Below are 16,093 nucleotides of genomic sequence, written 5' to 3' on the forward strand. Positions count from 1 at the left end.
TTTTATGAGCCCGTATATGTTTGCGGAGGAGCAATACTAACTAAGGGACAAGGAAAGGACTGGATAACACCGGTCCTTTTTTATTTTGATAAAAGGAGCAACCAAATGCCTACTAATATCTCATTAAAAATCAAAGAAAATCATGGCGGCGAAGAAGTAGTTACCACGCGCCAGTTTACCATCGAGGACATTTCACTCGACCAATTCAACCAATTAATGGTGGCAACAAAGGACATTATCCATCAATTGAAAGATGATCATGCTTTAAAAGCGGTCATAGACAACATTTTCAGCGGTATTGAAGACGAAAATAACGAGCTGGCTATGGATTTAGTGAATCATTTAGTCAACTCTTTTGAAACTCTCGCTGTTTCCATGCCGGAACAAGCGACAAGATTGCTCAGCATTCTTTCAGGTATAGATGCAAATGTATTGAAAGGTCAGAAACTCATGACAGTTCTTGATGTATACGATGCTGTCATTGAAGAGAATGACGTAGAAAGGCTTATGACACGAGTAAAAAAGTCTTTAGCCCTAACAGCAGCCAAAATCAATTTTCAGAACTTCATGAAGAAGGTAACCGGAAAAACATCAGCTTAATCGAAGCGTTCGTTTATCGGCTTTCCAACAAGCTGGGAGGGCGCAAGGAAGTCATTAATGCTCCATTCGTTGAGGTTCTGGGTCACCTCATTACTCTTCAGGAAGAGGAAGAGGCTGCAGTTAAAAAAGAGAGTATGGAATTTTGGATGAATTTCATGGCCCGCGTTCACTCACACCCTTCTCAAAGCAAGGAAGATCAGAAACATCGTCAAGAATTCGTGGAGCTTATCAAACCGAAAGAAGACCAAAAAGAACAAGCGAAGTATGAAACAGACATTGAGCAGCTGCAGCGGCTGAGAGCAGCACAACCTTTATAAGAGAGGAGGGAAAATTATATGGCAACCATAGAAGAGTTACGCGCCAGGTTTACCGCGCAGGCTGATGGCTTAAAAAGCGTAATTGGATCCGTGAGAAAAGACCTTGTGGGCATTGGTGATGACACAGAGGATTCTACCAAACGAGCAAATAAAGGTTTTTCATCCCTCCAGGGCTCATTAAAGGATTTAGAAAAGGCACTCGGTACCACATTAGACGGCGAAGAATTTAAAGACCTTCAGGACGCGATGAAAAAAGCGCAAAAGGAACTGGAAGAGACTGGCGAAGTCGGCGAGAAGGCGATGAAGGAACTGACCGCGGCAGCTGACAAGGCGCAGACTCAACTCGGAACAGTCGGCGCTGAAGGAAGAGAGAGTCTTAAACAGGTACAAGCTGCAGTGGCGAAGGTGGACAGCGATTTAAAGAACCTGGGCAAGGATACAGGACTGGACAATGTAAAAGATGATATTGACGGTGTAAGCGACAGCTTAGCAAACGTTGGGGCATCTGAAAATGTGGGTGGCATTGGTTCTGTATTCATGATGTTTGGAAAGGTCCGTTTGGCAGCGGTCGCCGCAGTTGGGGCAATAGCTGGGGTGACACTCGGATTGTTTAAAATGGGGCAGCAGGGTGACGAACTGCAAAAGTCTCTAAATACCCTTCAGGTGCAAACGGGAGCAACAGAGGAAGAAATGAAGGGGATGGAAGAATCCCTCATTAACATATACGAAAACAATTACGGTGAATCGTTCGAAGACATCGCTTCTTCAATGGCTTTAGTGAAACAAGCGACTGGAGAAACCGGTAAAGCGTTGGAAGATGCTACAGTTAAAGCTTTGCTGTTGCGCGACAGCTTTGGTTTTGAAGTAAACGAAAGTTTAAAAGTAGCTCGAGTAATGATGGACCAGTTTGGTATATCTGCTGATCAGGCATTCACTTTAATCGCACAAGGGCAGCAAAAGGGATTGAATGTCAGTGATGACATGCTTGATAGCTTTTGGGAATACTCCGTATATTTCAAACAGCTTGGCTTTGATGCGGAAAACATGTGGGATGTATTCAAATCAGGCGCAGATGCCGGTGCTTTCAATATGGACAAGGTCGGTGATGCTGTAAAGGAATTCGGCATCCGGATTAAAGATGGAAGCAAAGCAACAGGTGATGCACTTAGCTTTTTATTCCGATCTGACGATTTTGATAACTATATCGCAAAGTTACAAAGTGGCGGAACGAAAACGAAAGAGTTCATGGAGCTGGCTAAAAAAGTCGGTTCTGAGAATGCGGCCGCGTTGGTGCAAGATCTTAACAAAACGGGCGCAGCTTCAGAAAAAGCATTCAAAAGTATTGAGTTTACGATGGGAGCATCCGGTAAATTTTTGGATGACATATCGACCGGGGTACTCACAGGCAAAGATGCCATGCAACAAATCATACAAAAGATTAAAGAAATTGAAGACCCGATGACCCAAACCCAAATGGGTGTGGCTCTTTTCGGGACACAATGGGAAGACCTTGAAACAAAAACGATGCTTGCGCTTGGTACTGTCCGTAAAGAAGCCGACATGACAGCAGATACCCTCGGCAAAATGGACCAAGTTAAATATAATTCTGTCGGTGAAGCGATCGCGGGAATCGGAAGGCAAATTGCAGGTAACATCTTGATTCCCCTCGAAAAGAAAGCGATGCCGGGCATCAATAAGTTTGTGAATAATGCCAAGACGGCTTTCAGTGGTTTTATAAAGCTGATGCAGGGAGATATGGTTGGGTTCCAAGACACCATCACCAAAGGATTCGGACAGGAAAAAGGTTTAGCTATCATTAAGTTTTTTATGAAAATTAAAGATGTAGTCCAAAATATGATTCCGGTCTGGCTCACAGTCTTCAATGGGATTAAGAGTATCGTGGTTCAAATCCTGTCTTATGTATCTCCTTATATCATGTCAATCATAGGGTCGATAACCAAGTGGTGGAAAGAAAACGGTTCAGAACTATTGGCGAATGTCCAGACCGTTTGGAAGGGCATATTTGCTGTTATCCAATTTTTCATGCCACTGATCAAGTTCATTATCGGGTCTGTATTCTCAGCGATTAAAGGCACCATCATGGGAGCGCTGAAATTTATCGGCGGTCTCTTTAAATTCTTTGCTGGTCTTTTCACTGGTGACTTCGGGAAGATGTGGCAGGGGATCAAGGAAATGTTCGTTGGAGCCATTCAGTTTATCTGGAACTTCATGCAGTTGTTGTTCTTCGGAAAGATACTATCCATCTTCAAAAACCTTGTTACTGGCGGAATCGGCCTAATCAAGAATTTCTGGAAATACATCGTTGACGGTTTCAAGAACTTCGGTTCTGCAATCGGAACTGCAGTAAAAAATTTAGGTACAGCCATACTTTCCCGATTTAAAGCTGCGTGGGATGGAGTGGTTAAAACATTCCAATTCTTCCGGAACACAGGTCTTGGAATTATTAAAAGCTTCAGAGCGACCATGCAAGTGCTGGTTGAGGGGATGCGCCAGCGAATATTGAGCATCTTTACGAAGCTCTATCTTACAGCTGTGAAGGTATTCAAGTCCCTTGTAACAGGCGTTATCAATGCTGGTAAGGGTCTCTATAACGGAATCAAAAACATTTTCACCAACACGTTCAACACCTTAAAAGGATTGAACGACAAGATGAAGGCGAATATGATTTCCGCTTGGACGACTGTGAAGAACAAAGCTGTCGAGATATTCAACGCAATGAAGACCACGATCAGCAAGGTGTTCACGGGTATTGTTGACGGTGCCAAAGCGCTGCCAGGCAAGATTGGTTCTGGAATCAAAAGCATGGCCGGAAAAGTGGCAGATGGAATCAAGAAACTGGTCAACAAAATGAATGAGGGCGTAGGAAAAGGCGTGAACGGTGTCATTGGCGGTGTAAACTGGGTACTCGATAAGATCGGTGTAGACAGTAAGGTGCCGAAGTGGTCACCACCTGAATACGCAAAAGGAACGAACTATCACCCGGGCGGTCCCGCAATCGTTGGGGAAAAAGGTCGTGAGCTCATTCATGCCAATGGTCAGACTATGCTTGCTGATGGTGAACAGCTGATCAACCTTCCGCGCGGTGCTTCAGTGCTGCCTAATAAGCAGACAGAAGCTCTCTTAAGTGGATTGCCGGCATATGCAGGTGGTGTGGGCGATTTCATTAAGGATACAGGCAAAAGGGCTTGGGAAGGAACCAAACGCATCGCAGACAAAACTCGTGATGCTGCAGTCGATGTTGGCGGCAAGCTGAAAGATTTTGGTCTTGATGTGTGGGATTATATGTCTGACCCGAAAGCGCTGATGAAAAAAGTATTCGATAAAATCGGTGTCGGCTTCCCTCCAATGGATGGCGGTTTTGGAAAGATTGGAAAAGGAATCATCGATTATATAAAAACGAAGGCAACAAGCTTTGTAGGTAAGAAAATGGACGATACAGGCGGCTTTGATACAAAGAACGTTCCTGGTAATGTCCGCAAATGGATAAAGGCTGCTATCGAAGCCACAGGAGTTCCATCCAGTTGGTTAGGCGGATTGACCACGATCGCCATGAAGGAATCAGGCGGCAACCCTAAAGCAATGAACAACTGGGACAGCAACGCAAAGAAGGGAACGCCTTCGATGGGCCTCATGCAGACCATTAGACCAACATTCGATGCACACAAGATGAAGGGTCATGGTAATATCTTAAATCCTATTGATAACGCAATCGCGGCCATTCGTTATATTAAATCACGCTATGGAAACATCATGAACGTGCCGGGACTCAAGTCGATGTCTCAAGGTGGCCCATACAAGGGTTACTTTGAAGGGGCGAGAGTGGCAGCTAAGCAACTGGCGTGGATTGCTGAAAAGGGTGCTGAATATGTGATACCAACAGACGGAAGCACTCGAGCTCATGAGTTATGGAGGCAGGCGGGAGCAGAGAACGGATTTACGAATCCAGAAGCATTCGGCGCACAGGCAACGGCTATTCTGGCTGATATGCTAAGGGAGATTAAGAGAATGGATCCATCACCTGTTCTTGTTATGGATTCAGATGTTGTGGCTCATAAAATCCACGACAAAGTAAGTCAGTATCAAAATGCACAGAAAAAGACAATCAATTCATTTACTGGGAACGGGGTGGTGCTATAATGTTTCGATTCAAAGGGATTCATGCCAGCAGCTTCCCGTTTCTTACAATAAACAAAATAATTAGGCCGATAATGGCACCGATTTCAAATGTTATTCTTACTGTACCTAAGAGGCCCGGCGGTTATCCTCAAGGAAAAGAAGTTGGGGTAAAGCCTATTTCTTTTGAAGTGACTATTAAAGGAAATGACAGTCAAAACTTATTGATTTTGGCTGATTGGCTGTATTCTGATGATGATGAAGAGTTGGCATTGGACAAAGAAAACGGACGCTTTTATTACGCATCTCTTGATGGAAGTACGGATCTAGACGAAATTGGATCACGGGGAAAAGGGACAATTAATTTCATTTGTTCAGATCCTTACTCCTTCGGGTTACCGAAATCCCTTTCTTCATCTTCAGGGTCATTAAATATGACCTATGACGGTACGGCATTATCATTTCCGAAGTTCAGGATTAATGTAAATCAGTCAACTTCGTTCATCAGTTTGCTAAATTCATATGAAGAAGCCGTGTTGCTAGGTCTCCCTGAATCTGTAGACGTCATTAAGACGGATCAGTTTAAACGGATCTTAACTGATGACCTTAGCAGCTTTACGTCATGGGTGGATGGTTCAGTTGTCGATAATGGCGAAGTGAAGGGAACTATGGTTGCGAACAAATTCCGAGCTAATTCATATGGGACAGGGACCACTTGGCACGGTCCAGCGAAAAAAAGAGCCTTTCCGGGTTCAGCTCAGCTTCAAGACTTTAGAGTGCAGGCTTTCATTTCACAAAAAAGCACATCTCATCTTGAAGTAGGGCGAGTAGAAATTTATCTCCTGGATAGTAACTCAAACATCATCGGCAAGATGCTACTGCGCGACTCCACAACAGGATATAAATACAACTGGGCGCAGGCGCGAGCTGGAAATGAAGCGGATAATTATGTTTTGTATGACGGTTATGGCGATATGGCCGGCACATGGAACGACTTCAGTAATGGAATCATCGAAATAAAAAGAACCGGCAAGGTGTGGGAGTTCTACATTGCCAAAAGAGATGCAGCTGGCAATCATTACGCTCGTAAAAGCACACGTTGGCGGCACACATCTAATAAGTACATGGCGCCATTAGCGCAGATTCAGGTGCACGTCGGGCAGTACGGGACAAATGCGGTAACAACTCAGAGCATTAATACCATCTATGTTGACGAAATTCTTACGCCAGGAAGCAACCAAGTCCCGATTATCGCGAACGATGGTGATGTCATTGAAATTGACCATCATTTTAAGAAAATCACGAAAAACGGTGCGGATTTCCAAGAGGTCCGTGATCCCCGCAGCACTCTTTTTCCGCTAAGAAAAGGGACAAACTCGATACAGGTTTTCCCGCCAAACATCGGAACAGTTGAAATGATCTATCAGGAGAGATGGAAATGATTCTTTTACTCGATCGCCAAAAAGAAATCATTGTTGCTGAACTGAATAATGACGGTTCTGGAGCATGCCCTTATTACGATGATCTTGATGAGGAAAAATTAAATGATGCTTACAGAACATATACGTTTACCGTTCCTGCCAACCATCCTGATTCAAAATATGTAAAGAAAAACGCGGGCGTGGCTATTCCTGACCCTGAAGGAGATTTTTTCGAGTATTTCGTTCAAGACACAGAATACGTATATTCATCTGGCCAAAGGTTTATCAGAGCCACTTGTATGTCGGGCCATCTCGAATTGCTAGGGTTTTTGGTTCGACCTTTCAAGTTAACGGCGACCACTCTTGAAGATGCGCTGAATTATTTCTTGCAAGAAACACGTTGGAGCATCGGTATTGTAGAGTGGTCGGGTGTGAAAGATTTCGCTACTGCTGATTATTTAACGGCTATTGAGGCGATTCATTTACTTCGTGATGAATTCAAAGCAGAATTGAGATTCCGTATCTCCTTTACCGGGCCGAAGATAACCAAAAGGCTCGTAGATTTCTTGCAAAAAAGGGGAACAAATCACGGTAAAGTGGCTGAAGTCACAAAAGACGTAATGGAAATCACCGAAAAGGATTCCATAGAACCTTATACAGCGCTGGTAGGCGTAGGTAAAGCAGGAACCGACGGGAAACCTTTAACCTTTGCAAGCGTGAGTGCGTCTGATAAACCATTAGGTCAAGATTGGATTGGCGATGAAGAAGCTAGAATAAAGTTTGGCATAAACGGTCAGCACAAAACAGGCTTATGGGTTTATCCAGGCGATGAAACCATTACAGCTGCTGAATTGTTGGCCAAAACTCGATTGAAGTTGGCTGAAGTCGTTAAACCTATATACAGCTACGAAGCTAAAATCGTTAACCTTTCTCGTATTCTAGGACTTGAACATGAGTCTTTAAGAATAGGAGATTCTTTTTATATAAAGGATTTTACGAAAGATCCGTTTTTGCTCTTAGAAGTTAGGATTCTCGAATTCAAGCGTTCACAGAGCGATCCTTCTAAGGATGAATGTGTACTCGGTGAATACAGGAAACTCCCCACGAGTATAGACAAGAGATTTTTTGAGATGCAAATAAAGATGCTTAAATCAGAAACGGTTCAAGGGGCACAAGAAAAGGCGAATGCAGCTCAAGTTGCGGCTGTGTCTGCGGCAGCCCTAGATGCGGAGGAAAAAGCAGCTACCGCTAAATCAGAGGCGATATCCTACACAGATAACAAGCTAAATGATTACGTGACAGCATCCACTTACAACATAGATATTTCAGAAATCCAAGATCAGATCGATGGGAACATCACGTCATGGTTTTATGATCACGTACCTACGCTGAGTAATGAACCAGCGAACCTTTGGGCAACCGTTGAAGAAAAAAACAACCATCTGGGCGACCTTTTCTATAACAACATCACTGGATATGCTTATAGGTTTATGGTAAATGATGCAGTGTATTCTTGGACGCAAATTAAAGACACCGATGTAACCAAAGCGTTAGCAGATGCTGCAGCCGCCCAAGATGCGGCAGACAGTAAACGGCGGGTATTTGTGGTTCAGCCGGTCGCTCCATACGATGTCGGCGATTTATGGGCGAATGGGCAAACAATCTATAGAGCCATTACCTCTAAAGCAGAAGGAACCTCTTTCAGTTCTGCGGATTGGACTAAAATCGGCGACGTCACAAGCCAAAATACTGCTTTAGACACAACAAATGTCAACGGCACTTCGGCAGCCGCAGTTGCAACAGGAGCGGCAGCTGGAAAGACAGCTAACGATAAGATCGTGGCAGAAGTCGGAAGTGGGACATTAGAAACAACAACCGGCGCTCAAGCGAAGGCGACAGCAGCACGCACAGCGGCGGAGAATTTCGCCAAGAATGCTTCCAACATCGCGTCGGGTATTATCGACGTGTCAGCTGTCGCTTTGCAAACAGCGGCAAATGGAGCGCGAATACGTTGGGATGGCGTAAATGGTTTAGTTCAATACGATGCTGCAGGAAACACAGTCATGCAACTAGGATTGAATGGCTCAGCGAAGTTTGCGGGGGATATCTCAGGCTCAACAGGGACGTTCACTGGTAAAATTTCCACTTCTGGAACATTTGGCTCTGTGGAAATTGAAAACGATTATATTGAGAGCCGGGACACAGCCGGGACAGAAATCACGGAAATATCAAGTGGAAAGGTTTTTGCTTACAAAGAAAATTCCACATATCGATATGACGGAACGTATTATTCCGAAATGCTCATTTATCAAAAAACGAAAAAATCTTCCGGTAAAATACCAGAATACGCTTCTGTATCACCGGGGCAAATGACAATGACACAACGGAATGAGGACACTGGTAAATTATTAAGAAGCGCGGCTTATCGACCGGACTTTGCCAATTTGGATTATTATCCGACAGCGGGATCATTTATTCAGAACGCCGGAACAATGGAACCGTGGGGGTATCGATCCATCGAATACGACCCAGCTGTAAACGGTAAATATAAATTTTGGTCCAATTATGAAGCCCGCATGATGGAAACGAAAGAATATAACGCAGCCGGAACCGCAGTAGATTACGAGGTTCAAGTGGATCCGCGGGGAATTAGCTTAATCCGGACAGGTGTGACGAATAGGATCGTGACAGATGCGGACGGAAATTTGTTCTTTAATATCACTTCAGGTAAAAAGGCTGATTTCAGCGGTTCAGAAATAAAGACTACTGGAAAGTTATCAGCAGGCTCAGCAGACATCACTGGAGCGTTAACGATCGCTCAGACAGCACGAATCACCGGACTGGAAACCGGTAAAGTAGGAACTTCTGCGGTCGATCAAAACATTGCCACCACTGCGCCATTACATGGATATGCGGTCAATTTCAAGAACGTTAAAGCTGTACCTCCAAGCAGTGTTTCCATAACACCTACTAGTCAGAACAACTTAAATGTTGATGTGATTGATATCGACGAGTATGGTTTTTGGTTTTATATCAAAGGAGCTGCTGGAACGGCATTTCGATATTGGCGTGGATTATATACCGCCTAAAGGAGGGGTTTGATGTTAAGGAAATTTGAAGGCAACGAAGTTACTGTCCAATGCAACAATCCCCGTTGTGAAAATATTTACGTTCACATTGTTCCTGAGGATTTTCAAGTGACGTACAACGATGAATTTGGGCTGTATGAACCTTTTAAGGTTCAATGTGACCAATGCTCGACTTGGGAGTTTTTCGTAATGGACTTTCCTGATATACCAGATGAACATGAAGATCCTAATACGCTTTATAAAGAGTTAAATCAGAGGAAGTACGTTCGCGACCTGATGAAAAAATATGTGATTTAAGGAGCTGGGGATTTGGAAAGACCAAGCGTAGACCACTTGCAGGGAATCATTAATAAACTGAGGCACAAGATCGGTGTCCTCGTTGTTGAAAACGCAGCCTTATTGCAATCAGTTGATGAATTGGATATTGAGGTACAGAAGAAAGATGCGATCATCGTCGATTTAGAAAGCAAAATTAAGGAACAAAAGGCGGTGGTGTCGAAATGATTTGATTGCAGTTGTATCTTAGCTGAATAGTATTGAGACGCGCACGGCCAATTTGGTCGTGCTATTTTATTGGAGGTGCAGAGATGCCATATAATGATAAACCATTGAAAACAAACGGCATGAGAGCAGTGCCGCAAGGATTTGAACCTGCAAAAGATGAGTGGAAAGTAAATACCACAACCGACCTTGGTAACGGTCGAGCTGGCATTGACCAAGTGCTTTATGGAAAGAAAGCTGACGGTTCATTTGCACCTATTAATATTGGTACAAATGGAGAAATGCTTACGTCAGTTACGGGGAGTATGCTTGCACAAACAAAAACAAATGCCGATGCTGTCGGTGGAGTTTTAACCTTTTCCCAAAACATCAACTATATCGAAATTCTGAACAGAGACACAGTGAATGACGGTATTTTTACAGTAAATGGTCTTGCTATCCACGTTCCAAAAGGGCAGCCGTTTACTAAAACAGGTGTACAAGGTACGATTGGTAAAACGGTAACGGTCACAGGATCTACGTCATACGTTGTGAATCAGTATGTGTAAGGAGGTTTCAGTATGGGATATGTAGGAAATGGAAACCAAATTATACAGATAGATAACTCGGAAATTAAAACTCAGTTGGTAGAGAATTTGTCATTTCAAAATCAAACTGATTTTGTGGAAACATTAAAAAAACTTAGCAGTTTGAAAAAAAACATGACCCTTGAAGTGGTGTATGGAACACAAAGACAATTTCGGGTTCATGCAAAACATAGCGAAACACACGCTTCAACAAGAACATTTCTAAAGGATGCTAATGACGATTTTATTATTGATTATGGCACTTACTATGGAGCCGTTACGAAACTAGATGCACAAACCAGTGCGTTCAACTATTTGTCTAGTACTGGAGTTTTTACTACTGCATCTGCTCCTCATTATTGGACTGCGGAAATCGGTGCAACAATTTCAGGTGCATTTACTGGAAAGAGAATTGACTTTACTTCGTGGGAGGAAAATAGAGGGGGCATTTGGGAATTTGTACTTGATGAGGGAAAGCCGTCAGAACAAAGAAAAACTATAAGTGTTTGGGCAGCAACAGCGATTGTAAAACAGAAAACTTTATTTGATAATCTCCAAGAAACAACGCATACCATTAAGGGTATATTTAAAGGCGCAGATCCTTTAAACCCCCCATCCGTGGCTCCAGCTAGAGGTTGGGTTTACTTCGGCAACACACGACCACAAGATACTTTGCGAACTTTTTACGAATTTAATGAGAGCTTCACTGTAAATAAGTTACATGACGTTGAATATAGTGCGTCAAATAAAGAACTTGCCATAGAGATAAAGCCAGAAGGAAGCGGGGCTTTACACCAATTTGTTCCAGAACACAATGCCACAGGTACCGCATTTAAAGTGATGGAGCCGATTTTAATGGCTGACGGTAAAGTCGTTGAATGGCTAAGTAATTCTTTTGTTCGCAATGTTGAAGTTATCCAGTTGATACAAAAAGTAAGAGGGTATCACACATCTGATATGGTTAATGCGTTATTGGAAATCACACAGTATCACACCATTAAAGAAGGTGTATGTGTTCACGATACCAAAATAGAGTTTTTACGAAATACAGATGTTAAATATGGTTACGGTGTTATGATTCCGTATTGGACAACGTTCGGAAAAAAAATAGTGAGTAGTACTGACAAAATATATACAGTTAAAACAGATAACAGTAAAGAGTATTGGTCAGAGTCAAATACGAAATCGTTTGTAATTGTGAATGATGTAGATTCAGATGAAAGAAAAGACTTAGCCTTTGCTGTCACAATTGAATACTTCTCAAAATCCATGAGAAAAGGCGAACTCGGCATTGGAAACCCTTTTACTTGGATTGAACATAATCCAACTCGTGGAAAATTGTATTTCGCAAGTATGCAGAACGCTATCATTCCAGCAGGTTATATTTGGCGCATAAGATCCAAACGGCTAACTACCTATTTACCAGAAGTAAGTAATACTATTAAGTAACAAACGGCGTTCGATAGCTGTACACTAATACCCATTAAAAAGTATTAATGTACACTAAAAAACCACCTGACTATTGGGTGGCTTTCTCGTATAACGTTGCTTCATTCATTTCTAAAAAGCAATACAAGTGATACCAGCAACCGTCACCTTTCGTTCGTATAAAATGGCTTTCGTGTTCACTTTCGTGGTCAATCACTTCCGAACAATGAGCGCACTCGATCAATTCAAACTTTTCCATGCTGTCAGCCTCCTTTTTGTATAGTTCATGATATGTGGGCAATTACTGGGGAATGCAGGTACACATGAAAAAAATATACATTTGTGTGTATTGGTAATTATTCGGAAGTAGCATACAATTATCTCCATAGGAGGAGATGCTGTTTGGCTACTAAACGAGTGAACATCACAGTTGATCCAGAGACACTTGATGAATGGTACAGACTTGCTGGAAGAAAAGGCATGAAGTTCTCAACTTGGATTCAAGTCATGATGGAAGAATTCATCGAAGAAGAACGAATGATTGAAGAATACAGACAGAAAAAGCGGTCAGAATCTTGATCGCTTTTTACTTTGTTGTGTCACTATCGGATGTGTACGAATAGCCACAAACCCTTATAAATAGCGGTTTATCGGCATTTATGGATACCCGATTGTTACGGAGTTCGTATCTAACATAAGGAAACACTCCATAAAACGAAAAAAGACCACTCTGAGATCATTCAGAATGGTCTTTTTCTTTTATCTGCAGCAGGTCACCAGGAGTCACATTCAGATATACACATAGGCGATGCAGCAGATCGCGGGGATACGCTTTATTTTCATCGTTATACAACTGGCGAACCGATTCAAACCGGTAATCAATATCCCGAGCCACTTGCCTGATTGAAAGGCCGCGCTTATCAAGTATCTCTTTTAATTGCGAATGGACATTGCCCATCCAATCACCTCCACCCCTTAATTATAAGCGACACAAAAAAAGTGTCAATTATATCTTGACCCAATTTTCGTGTCGTGATACTATTCTGTTATAGTTCGACACGAAAAGCGTGTCAAAAGGGGATGAAAGTATGATTTTGTCGGAGGTTTGGTCCGCGTACAAGGATGACAAGAAAATTGAGGGATTCTCTGATTACACGATGAGAGCTTACGGTATTCAGGTCAGCTTACTCATTAGACATTTTGGCGATGTATCGATAAGCGACATCTCACTGCTAGATCTTAAACGGTATTTAGCTAAGGATGCTGACCGCCTAAAGCCATCAACTATTGGAAGCAGGGTAAGGTTTATGCGCTCTCTATTCAAGTGGGCCCATAACGAGGGAGTAATTACTGCTAATCCTGCTGCTAAGCTTAAAGAACCTAAAGAAGGCAAGCGGGTGCCAAAATTTATAGCAGAAGAAGATATTGAACGGATTCGCGAAGGTGCTCGTGGTCCAATGGAAAAAGCCTTAGTTTGTTTGCTTTATGCTACCGGATGTCGTATTGGCGAAGTTCATCTAATGAATAAGAATCACATCCACTGGGAGGACCGATCTCTCATCGTTCTTGGTAAGGGTAACAAAGAACGTGAAGTTTACTTTGACACCAAAACATACCTGTGGTTAAAAGAATACATCAACTCGAGAACGGACGACTGCGAAGCATTGTTCATTACCGAGCGCAGACCATTCAGAAGAGCACAAATACACTCTTTGCGGCGTGTGGTAAAGCGTATAGCCAAAAGAGCAGGTGTGAAGGTGAACATATACCCTCATAAATACCGTCACAGCTTTTGTACGCACTTGATGGATCGTGGAGCTCCGATCGAAGTGATCAGCAGTTTAGCAGGTCACCAGAAGATAGAAACAACCCGCATATATGCAGCCCTCAGCGGTGAGAGGAGGCGGGAAATGTATAGAAAGTATTTTTGAAGAGCCTATATGGCTCTTTTTATATTAGGAGGGGTCAATTATGCCAGGAGCTGAAGTTAAAGTTGCACAAGAAATCGCAGCCAGTCAGAATGCGTGGGCAGTCTTGTTTATCATTTTGTTTTTTGGTGTCTTATGGGGATTTAAGCAGCACACCCAAAAGCAAGAAGCCCTTCATACTGACAGACAAAACAAACTGGATCAAATTCATCAGGAATCACGACAAGAGGCGAGAGACAGAGAGAAGGCTCTACTCGTGGTTATTGAAAGGCAAAACGAAACATTGGACAAGCAGGGGGAATCGCTTGAGAAAATTAACGAAACGCAGGAAAGGATTCATCTGCGGCTGGATAAACTGGAAGCGCGGTTTGACAGTGCAATGGACTTTAAGCATCGAAACTTTATCGAAATGAAACCGGAGCATTTCAGAGGAGGGCAATCATGAAATTAGTAGTGATTATTAATGGCGGCCATGGTGGAAGAGATAAGGACGGTAATCCCGTTACGCCTGGGAAGAGAAATCCAGACGGCAGCTTATTGGAGTTCGACTTTAACAATCCGACAGCTCAGTATTTAGGAGCTTGCTTAGAGCAGTTTGAAAACGTGGAGACCCATTTTGTTTATGATCAGAGCGGTATGACTGATACACCGTTAAAAACCCGGACGGATAGAGCGAATGAAATTTACGCACGAAACAAAGGAAAAGAAGACGTCACTGTTATTTACGTATCGATTCATGCAAATGCGGACGGTAAGCCCGGATGGACAGATGCAAACGGCATAGAAACTTATGTTTATAACATGAAATTGGATGAAGCGGTTCAGCTCGCTTCGCATGTTCAGAACAGTCTAATCCGGGAAACAGGTCGACGAAATCGCGGTGTTAAAACTAAGGATCTTCACGAAACCAGAGAAACTCACATGACAGCAATTTTAGTTGAAGCGGGCTTCATGACCAACAAAGAAGAGTGCGAGCTGCTTAAATCGGATGCATATCGTCGAAAGGTAGCGGCCGCAATCAGCGAAGGCGTAAGCCAGACTTATAAGCTGAAGAAGAAAGAAATAAAAAAGGAGGCAGCAACAGTGAAACAAGATCAAACCCAAATCGTTAGTCCATTTGCGAAAGAAGCGCATGCCTGGGTGAAGGAAACCGGTATCTCAGACGGCAGCCGGCCGCAAGATCCAGTCACTCGCCAAGAAGTATGGGTTATGCTGCATAATATGAAAAAGGGAGAGAAGTAATATGGACTTCACGAACGAATTTGTGCCGTATGTGGCACTGGCTGTGATCTTGTGGGCAATCAGAGAAACAAAAAAGGTCAGTAACAAATGGATTCCCATTCTCGCTGTGGTGCTGGGCATCGGGTATGCGTTTTGGGAGGAAGGGAACCTAACCCCTCTCATCCTGCTGAAAGGCGCTCAGTACGGCTTGCTGGCTGTCGGAAGCGTAGCTGCAGTCAAATACTTCTTAGAAACACACAAACCATATAAAAACTAACATAAAGCCCTGATTCCGTCACTGGAGTCAGGGCTTTTTTCTGTATGGATAATCCACTTTATAACCGTACTCCTTTATCCATGGTAGTTCCTGAATATCATCCTCTACGATCCGCAGGCATTGCGGACAATAAAACCTTTCAATGTTTCTCCCCATATGTACATCATACCCAACAATTAGACGAGCCAGGTTCTTCTTTCGGCCAGTGCGCAGGCAGTAATCACATTCCCCTAATTCTTCTTTATCCATATCTCTTCAATCCTCATTTCAAGCACTTCTGCAATTCTAAAGGCTACTGGCAGCGTAGGCAGCGATTTGCCTTTTGATAATAAAGTCATAGTCGTTAAACTGATGCCGGCTTTCCTTGCTACGAAACCCTTTTTTATGCCTCTTTCTTTCAGTATGCTCTCCATAATACATTCCAAATCCATATCATCATCACCCATAAAAACAGTTCGACGAAAAAATAATCAGTCCTCTTTTTATTTTTTCAAGAGGGACAGACAAGTGACAAGTTCCTGGCCCATAACCTGATATCACAACCGGATGAATAGCCGAATTGAACAGCCGGAAGTGGGTCGTTATTTATGAGCCGGGTGCCGGCTATAGAT

At 43.1% G+C, this 16,093-nt stretch carries 18 protein-coding genes; 14 read left to right on the forward strand and 4 right to left on the reverse strand.

The window, feature by feature from the left end:
• Positions 1-105: 105 nt before the first annotated feature.
• The 9 genes from CGZ90_RS00835 to CGZ90_RS00875 all read left to right on the forward strand — a co-directional run bounded on the left by CGZ90_RS00835 (position 106) and on the right by CGZ90_RS00875 (position 12,077).
• On the forward strand, positions 106-600 hold the full coding sequence (locus CGZ90_RS00835) for a hypothetical protein (RefSeq protein ID WP_094250440.1): 495 nt from the start codon (positions 106-108) through the stop codon (positions 598-600).
• 155 nt (positions 601-755) lie between these two features.
• Positions 756-917 carry a hypothetical protein gene (locus CGZ90_RS20555; protein WP_165766724.1) on the forward strand — a complete coding sequence of 54 codons (162 nt, stop codon included), beginning with the start codon at positions 756-758 and terminating at the stop codon, positions 915-917.
• An 18-nt stretch (positions 918-935) separates the two neighbouring features.
• Positions 936-5,075 (forward strand): phage tail tape measure protein, encoded by a 4,140-nt coding sequence (locus tag CGZ90_RS00845; protein ID WP_094250442.1) that lies wholly within the window; start codon positions 936-938, stop codon positions 5,073-5,075.
• Positions 5,075-6,493 (forward strand): distal tail protein Dit, encoded by a 1,419-nt coding sequence (locus CGZ90_RS00850; RefSeq protein ID WP_094250443.1) that lies wholly within the window; start codon positions 5,075-5,077, stop codon positions 6,491-6,493. Before CGZ90_RS00845 ends, CGZ90_RS00850 begins: the two co-directional genes overlap by 1 nt.
• Positions 6,490-9,561 (forward strand): phage tail spike protein, encoded by a 3,072-nt coding sequence (locus tag CGZ90_RS00855; RefSeq protein WP_165766725.1) that lies wholly within the window; start codon positions 6,490-6,492, stop codon positions 9,559-9,561. Before CGZ90_RS00850 ends, CGZ90_RS00855 begins: the two co-directional genes overlap by 4 nt.
• Positions 9,562-9,573: 12 nt before the next feature.
• Positions 9,574-9,858: a hypothetical protein gene (locus tag CGZ90_RS00860; protein ID WP_094250445.1), complete on the forward strand. Its 285-nt coding sequence runs from the start codon at positions 9,574-9,576 to the stop codon at positions 9,856-9,858.
• Between the two features lie 12 nt (positions 9,859-9,870).
• Positions 9,871-10,065 (forward strand): hypothetical protein, encoded by a 195-nt coding sequence (locus tag CGZ90_RS00865; protein ID WP_094250446.1) that lies wholly within the window; start codon positions 9,871-9,873, stop codon positions 10,063-10,065.
• Between the two features lie 83 nt (positions 10,066-10,148).
• Entirely contained in the window at positions 10,149-10,610 is a 462-nt protein-coding gene (locus tag CGZ90_RS00870; protein ID WP_094250447.1) for a hypothetical protein, read from the forward strand.
• A gap of 12 nt (positions 10,611-10,622) precedes the next feature.
• On the forward strand, positions 10,623-12,077 hold the full coding sequence (locus CGZ90_RS00875; RefSeq protein ID WP_094250448.1) for a hypothetical protein: 1,455 nt from the start codon (positions 10,623-10,625) through the stop codon (positions 12,075-12,077).
• 70 nt (positions 12,078-12,147) lie between these two features.
• Here CGZ90_RS00875 and CGZ90_RS20560 read toward each other — a convergent pair whose 3' ends face one another.
• On the reverse strand, positions 12,148-12,315 hold the full coding sequence (locus CGZ90_RS20560) for a hypothetical protein (protein WP_165766726.1): 168 nt from the start codon (positions 12,313-12,315) through the stop codon (positions 12,148-12,150).
• A gap of 143 nt (positions 12,316-12,458) precedes the next feature.
• On the opposite strand from CGZ90_RS20560, the gene CGZ90_RS20565 reads away from it, so the two are divergent.
• On the forward strand, positions 12,459-12,635 hold the full coding sequence (locus tag CGZ90_RS20565) for a hypothetical protein (protein WP_094250449.1): 177 nt from the start codon (positions 12,459-12,461) through the stop codon (positions 12,633-12,635).
• 157 nt (positions 12,636-12,792) lie between these two features.
• Here the strand turns inward: CGZ90_RS20565 and CGZ90_RS00885 are convergent, their stop codons facing one another.
• A complete protein-coding gene (locus tag CGZ90_RS00885) occupies positions 12,793-13,014 on the reverse strand; it encodes a helix-turn-helix domain-containing protein (RefSeq protein WP_094250450.1) in 222 nt (73 codons plus the stop codon).
• 130 nt (positions 13,015-13,144) lie between these two features.
• Here CGZ90_RS00885 and CGZ90_RS00890 point away from each other — a divergent pair, with 130 nt between their 5' ends.
• Genes CGZ90_RS00890 through CGZ90_RS00905 form a run of 4 tightly spaced genes read left to right on the forward strand, consistent with a single transcriptional unit; the run spans position 13,145 to position 15,482 of the window.
• On the forward strand, positions 13,145-13,987 hold the full coding sequence (locus CGZ90_RS00890) for a tyrosine-type recombinase/integrase (RefSeq protein WP_094250451.1): 843 nt from the start codon (positions 13,145-13,147) through the stop codon (positions 13,985-13,987).
• Between the two features lie 40 nt (positions 13,988-14,027).
• The gene (locus CGZ90_RS00895; protein WP_094250452.1) at positions 14,028-14,429 is read left to right on the forward strand and encodes a hypothetical protein; all 402 of its coding nucleotides are present in this window, start codon (positions 14,028-14,030) and stop codon (positions 14,427-14,429) included.
• Positions 14,426-15,226 carry an N-acetylmuramoyl-L-alanine amidase gene (locus tag CGZ90_RS00900; protein WP_094250453.1) on the forward strand — a complete coding sequence of 267 codons (801 nt, stop codon included), beginning with the start codon at positions 14,426-14,428 and terminating at the stop codon, positions 15,224-15,226. Before CGZ90_RS00895 ends, CGZ90_RS00900 begins: the two co-directional genes overlap by 4 nt.
• Before the next feature lies 1 nt (position 15,227).
• A complete protein-coding gene (locus CGZ90_RS00905) occupies positions 15,228-15,482 on the forward strand; it encodes a phage holin family protein (protein WP_094250454.1) in 255 nt (84 codons plus the stop codon).
• Between the two features lie 27 nt (positions 15,483-15,509).
• On the opposite strand, the gene CGZ90_RS00910 is transcribed toward CGZ90_RS00905, so the two are convergent.
• Positions 15,510-15,731, reverse strand: a complete 222-nt coding sequence (locus CGZ90_RS00910) for a hypothetical protein (protein ID WP_094250455.1) — start codon at positions 15,729-15,731, stop codon at positions 15,510-15,512.
• The gene (locus CGZ90_RS00915; RefSeq protein WP_165766727.1) at positions 15,713-15,913 is read right to left on the reverse strand and encodes a helix-turn-helix domain-containing protein; all 201 of its coding nucleotides are present in this window, start codon (positions 15,911-15,913) and stop codon (positions 15,713-15,715) included. Before CGZ90_RS00915 ends, CGZ90_RS00910 begins: the two co-directional genes overlap by 19 nt.
• Between the last annotated feature and the right edge of the window lie 180 nt (positions 15,914-16,093).

This window comes from Fictibacillus aquaticus (genome assembly GCF_002245695.1).
GTDB classification, from domain to species: domain Bacteria; phylum Bacillota; class Bacilli; order Bacillales; family Fictibacillaceae; genus Fictibacillus; species Fictibacillus aquaticus.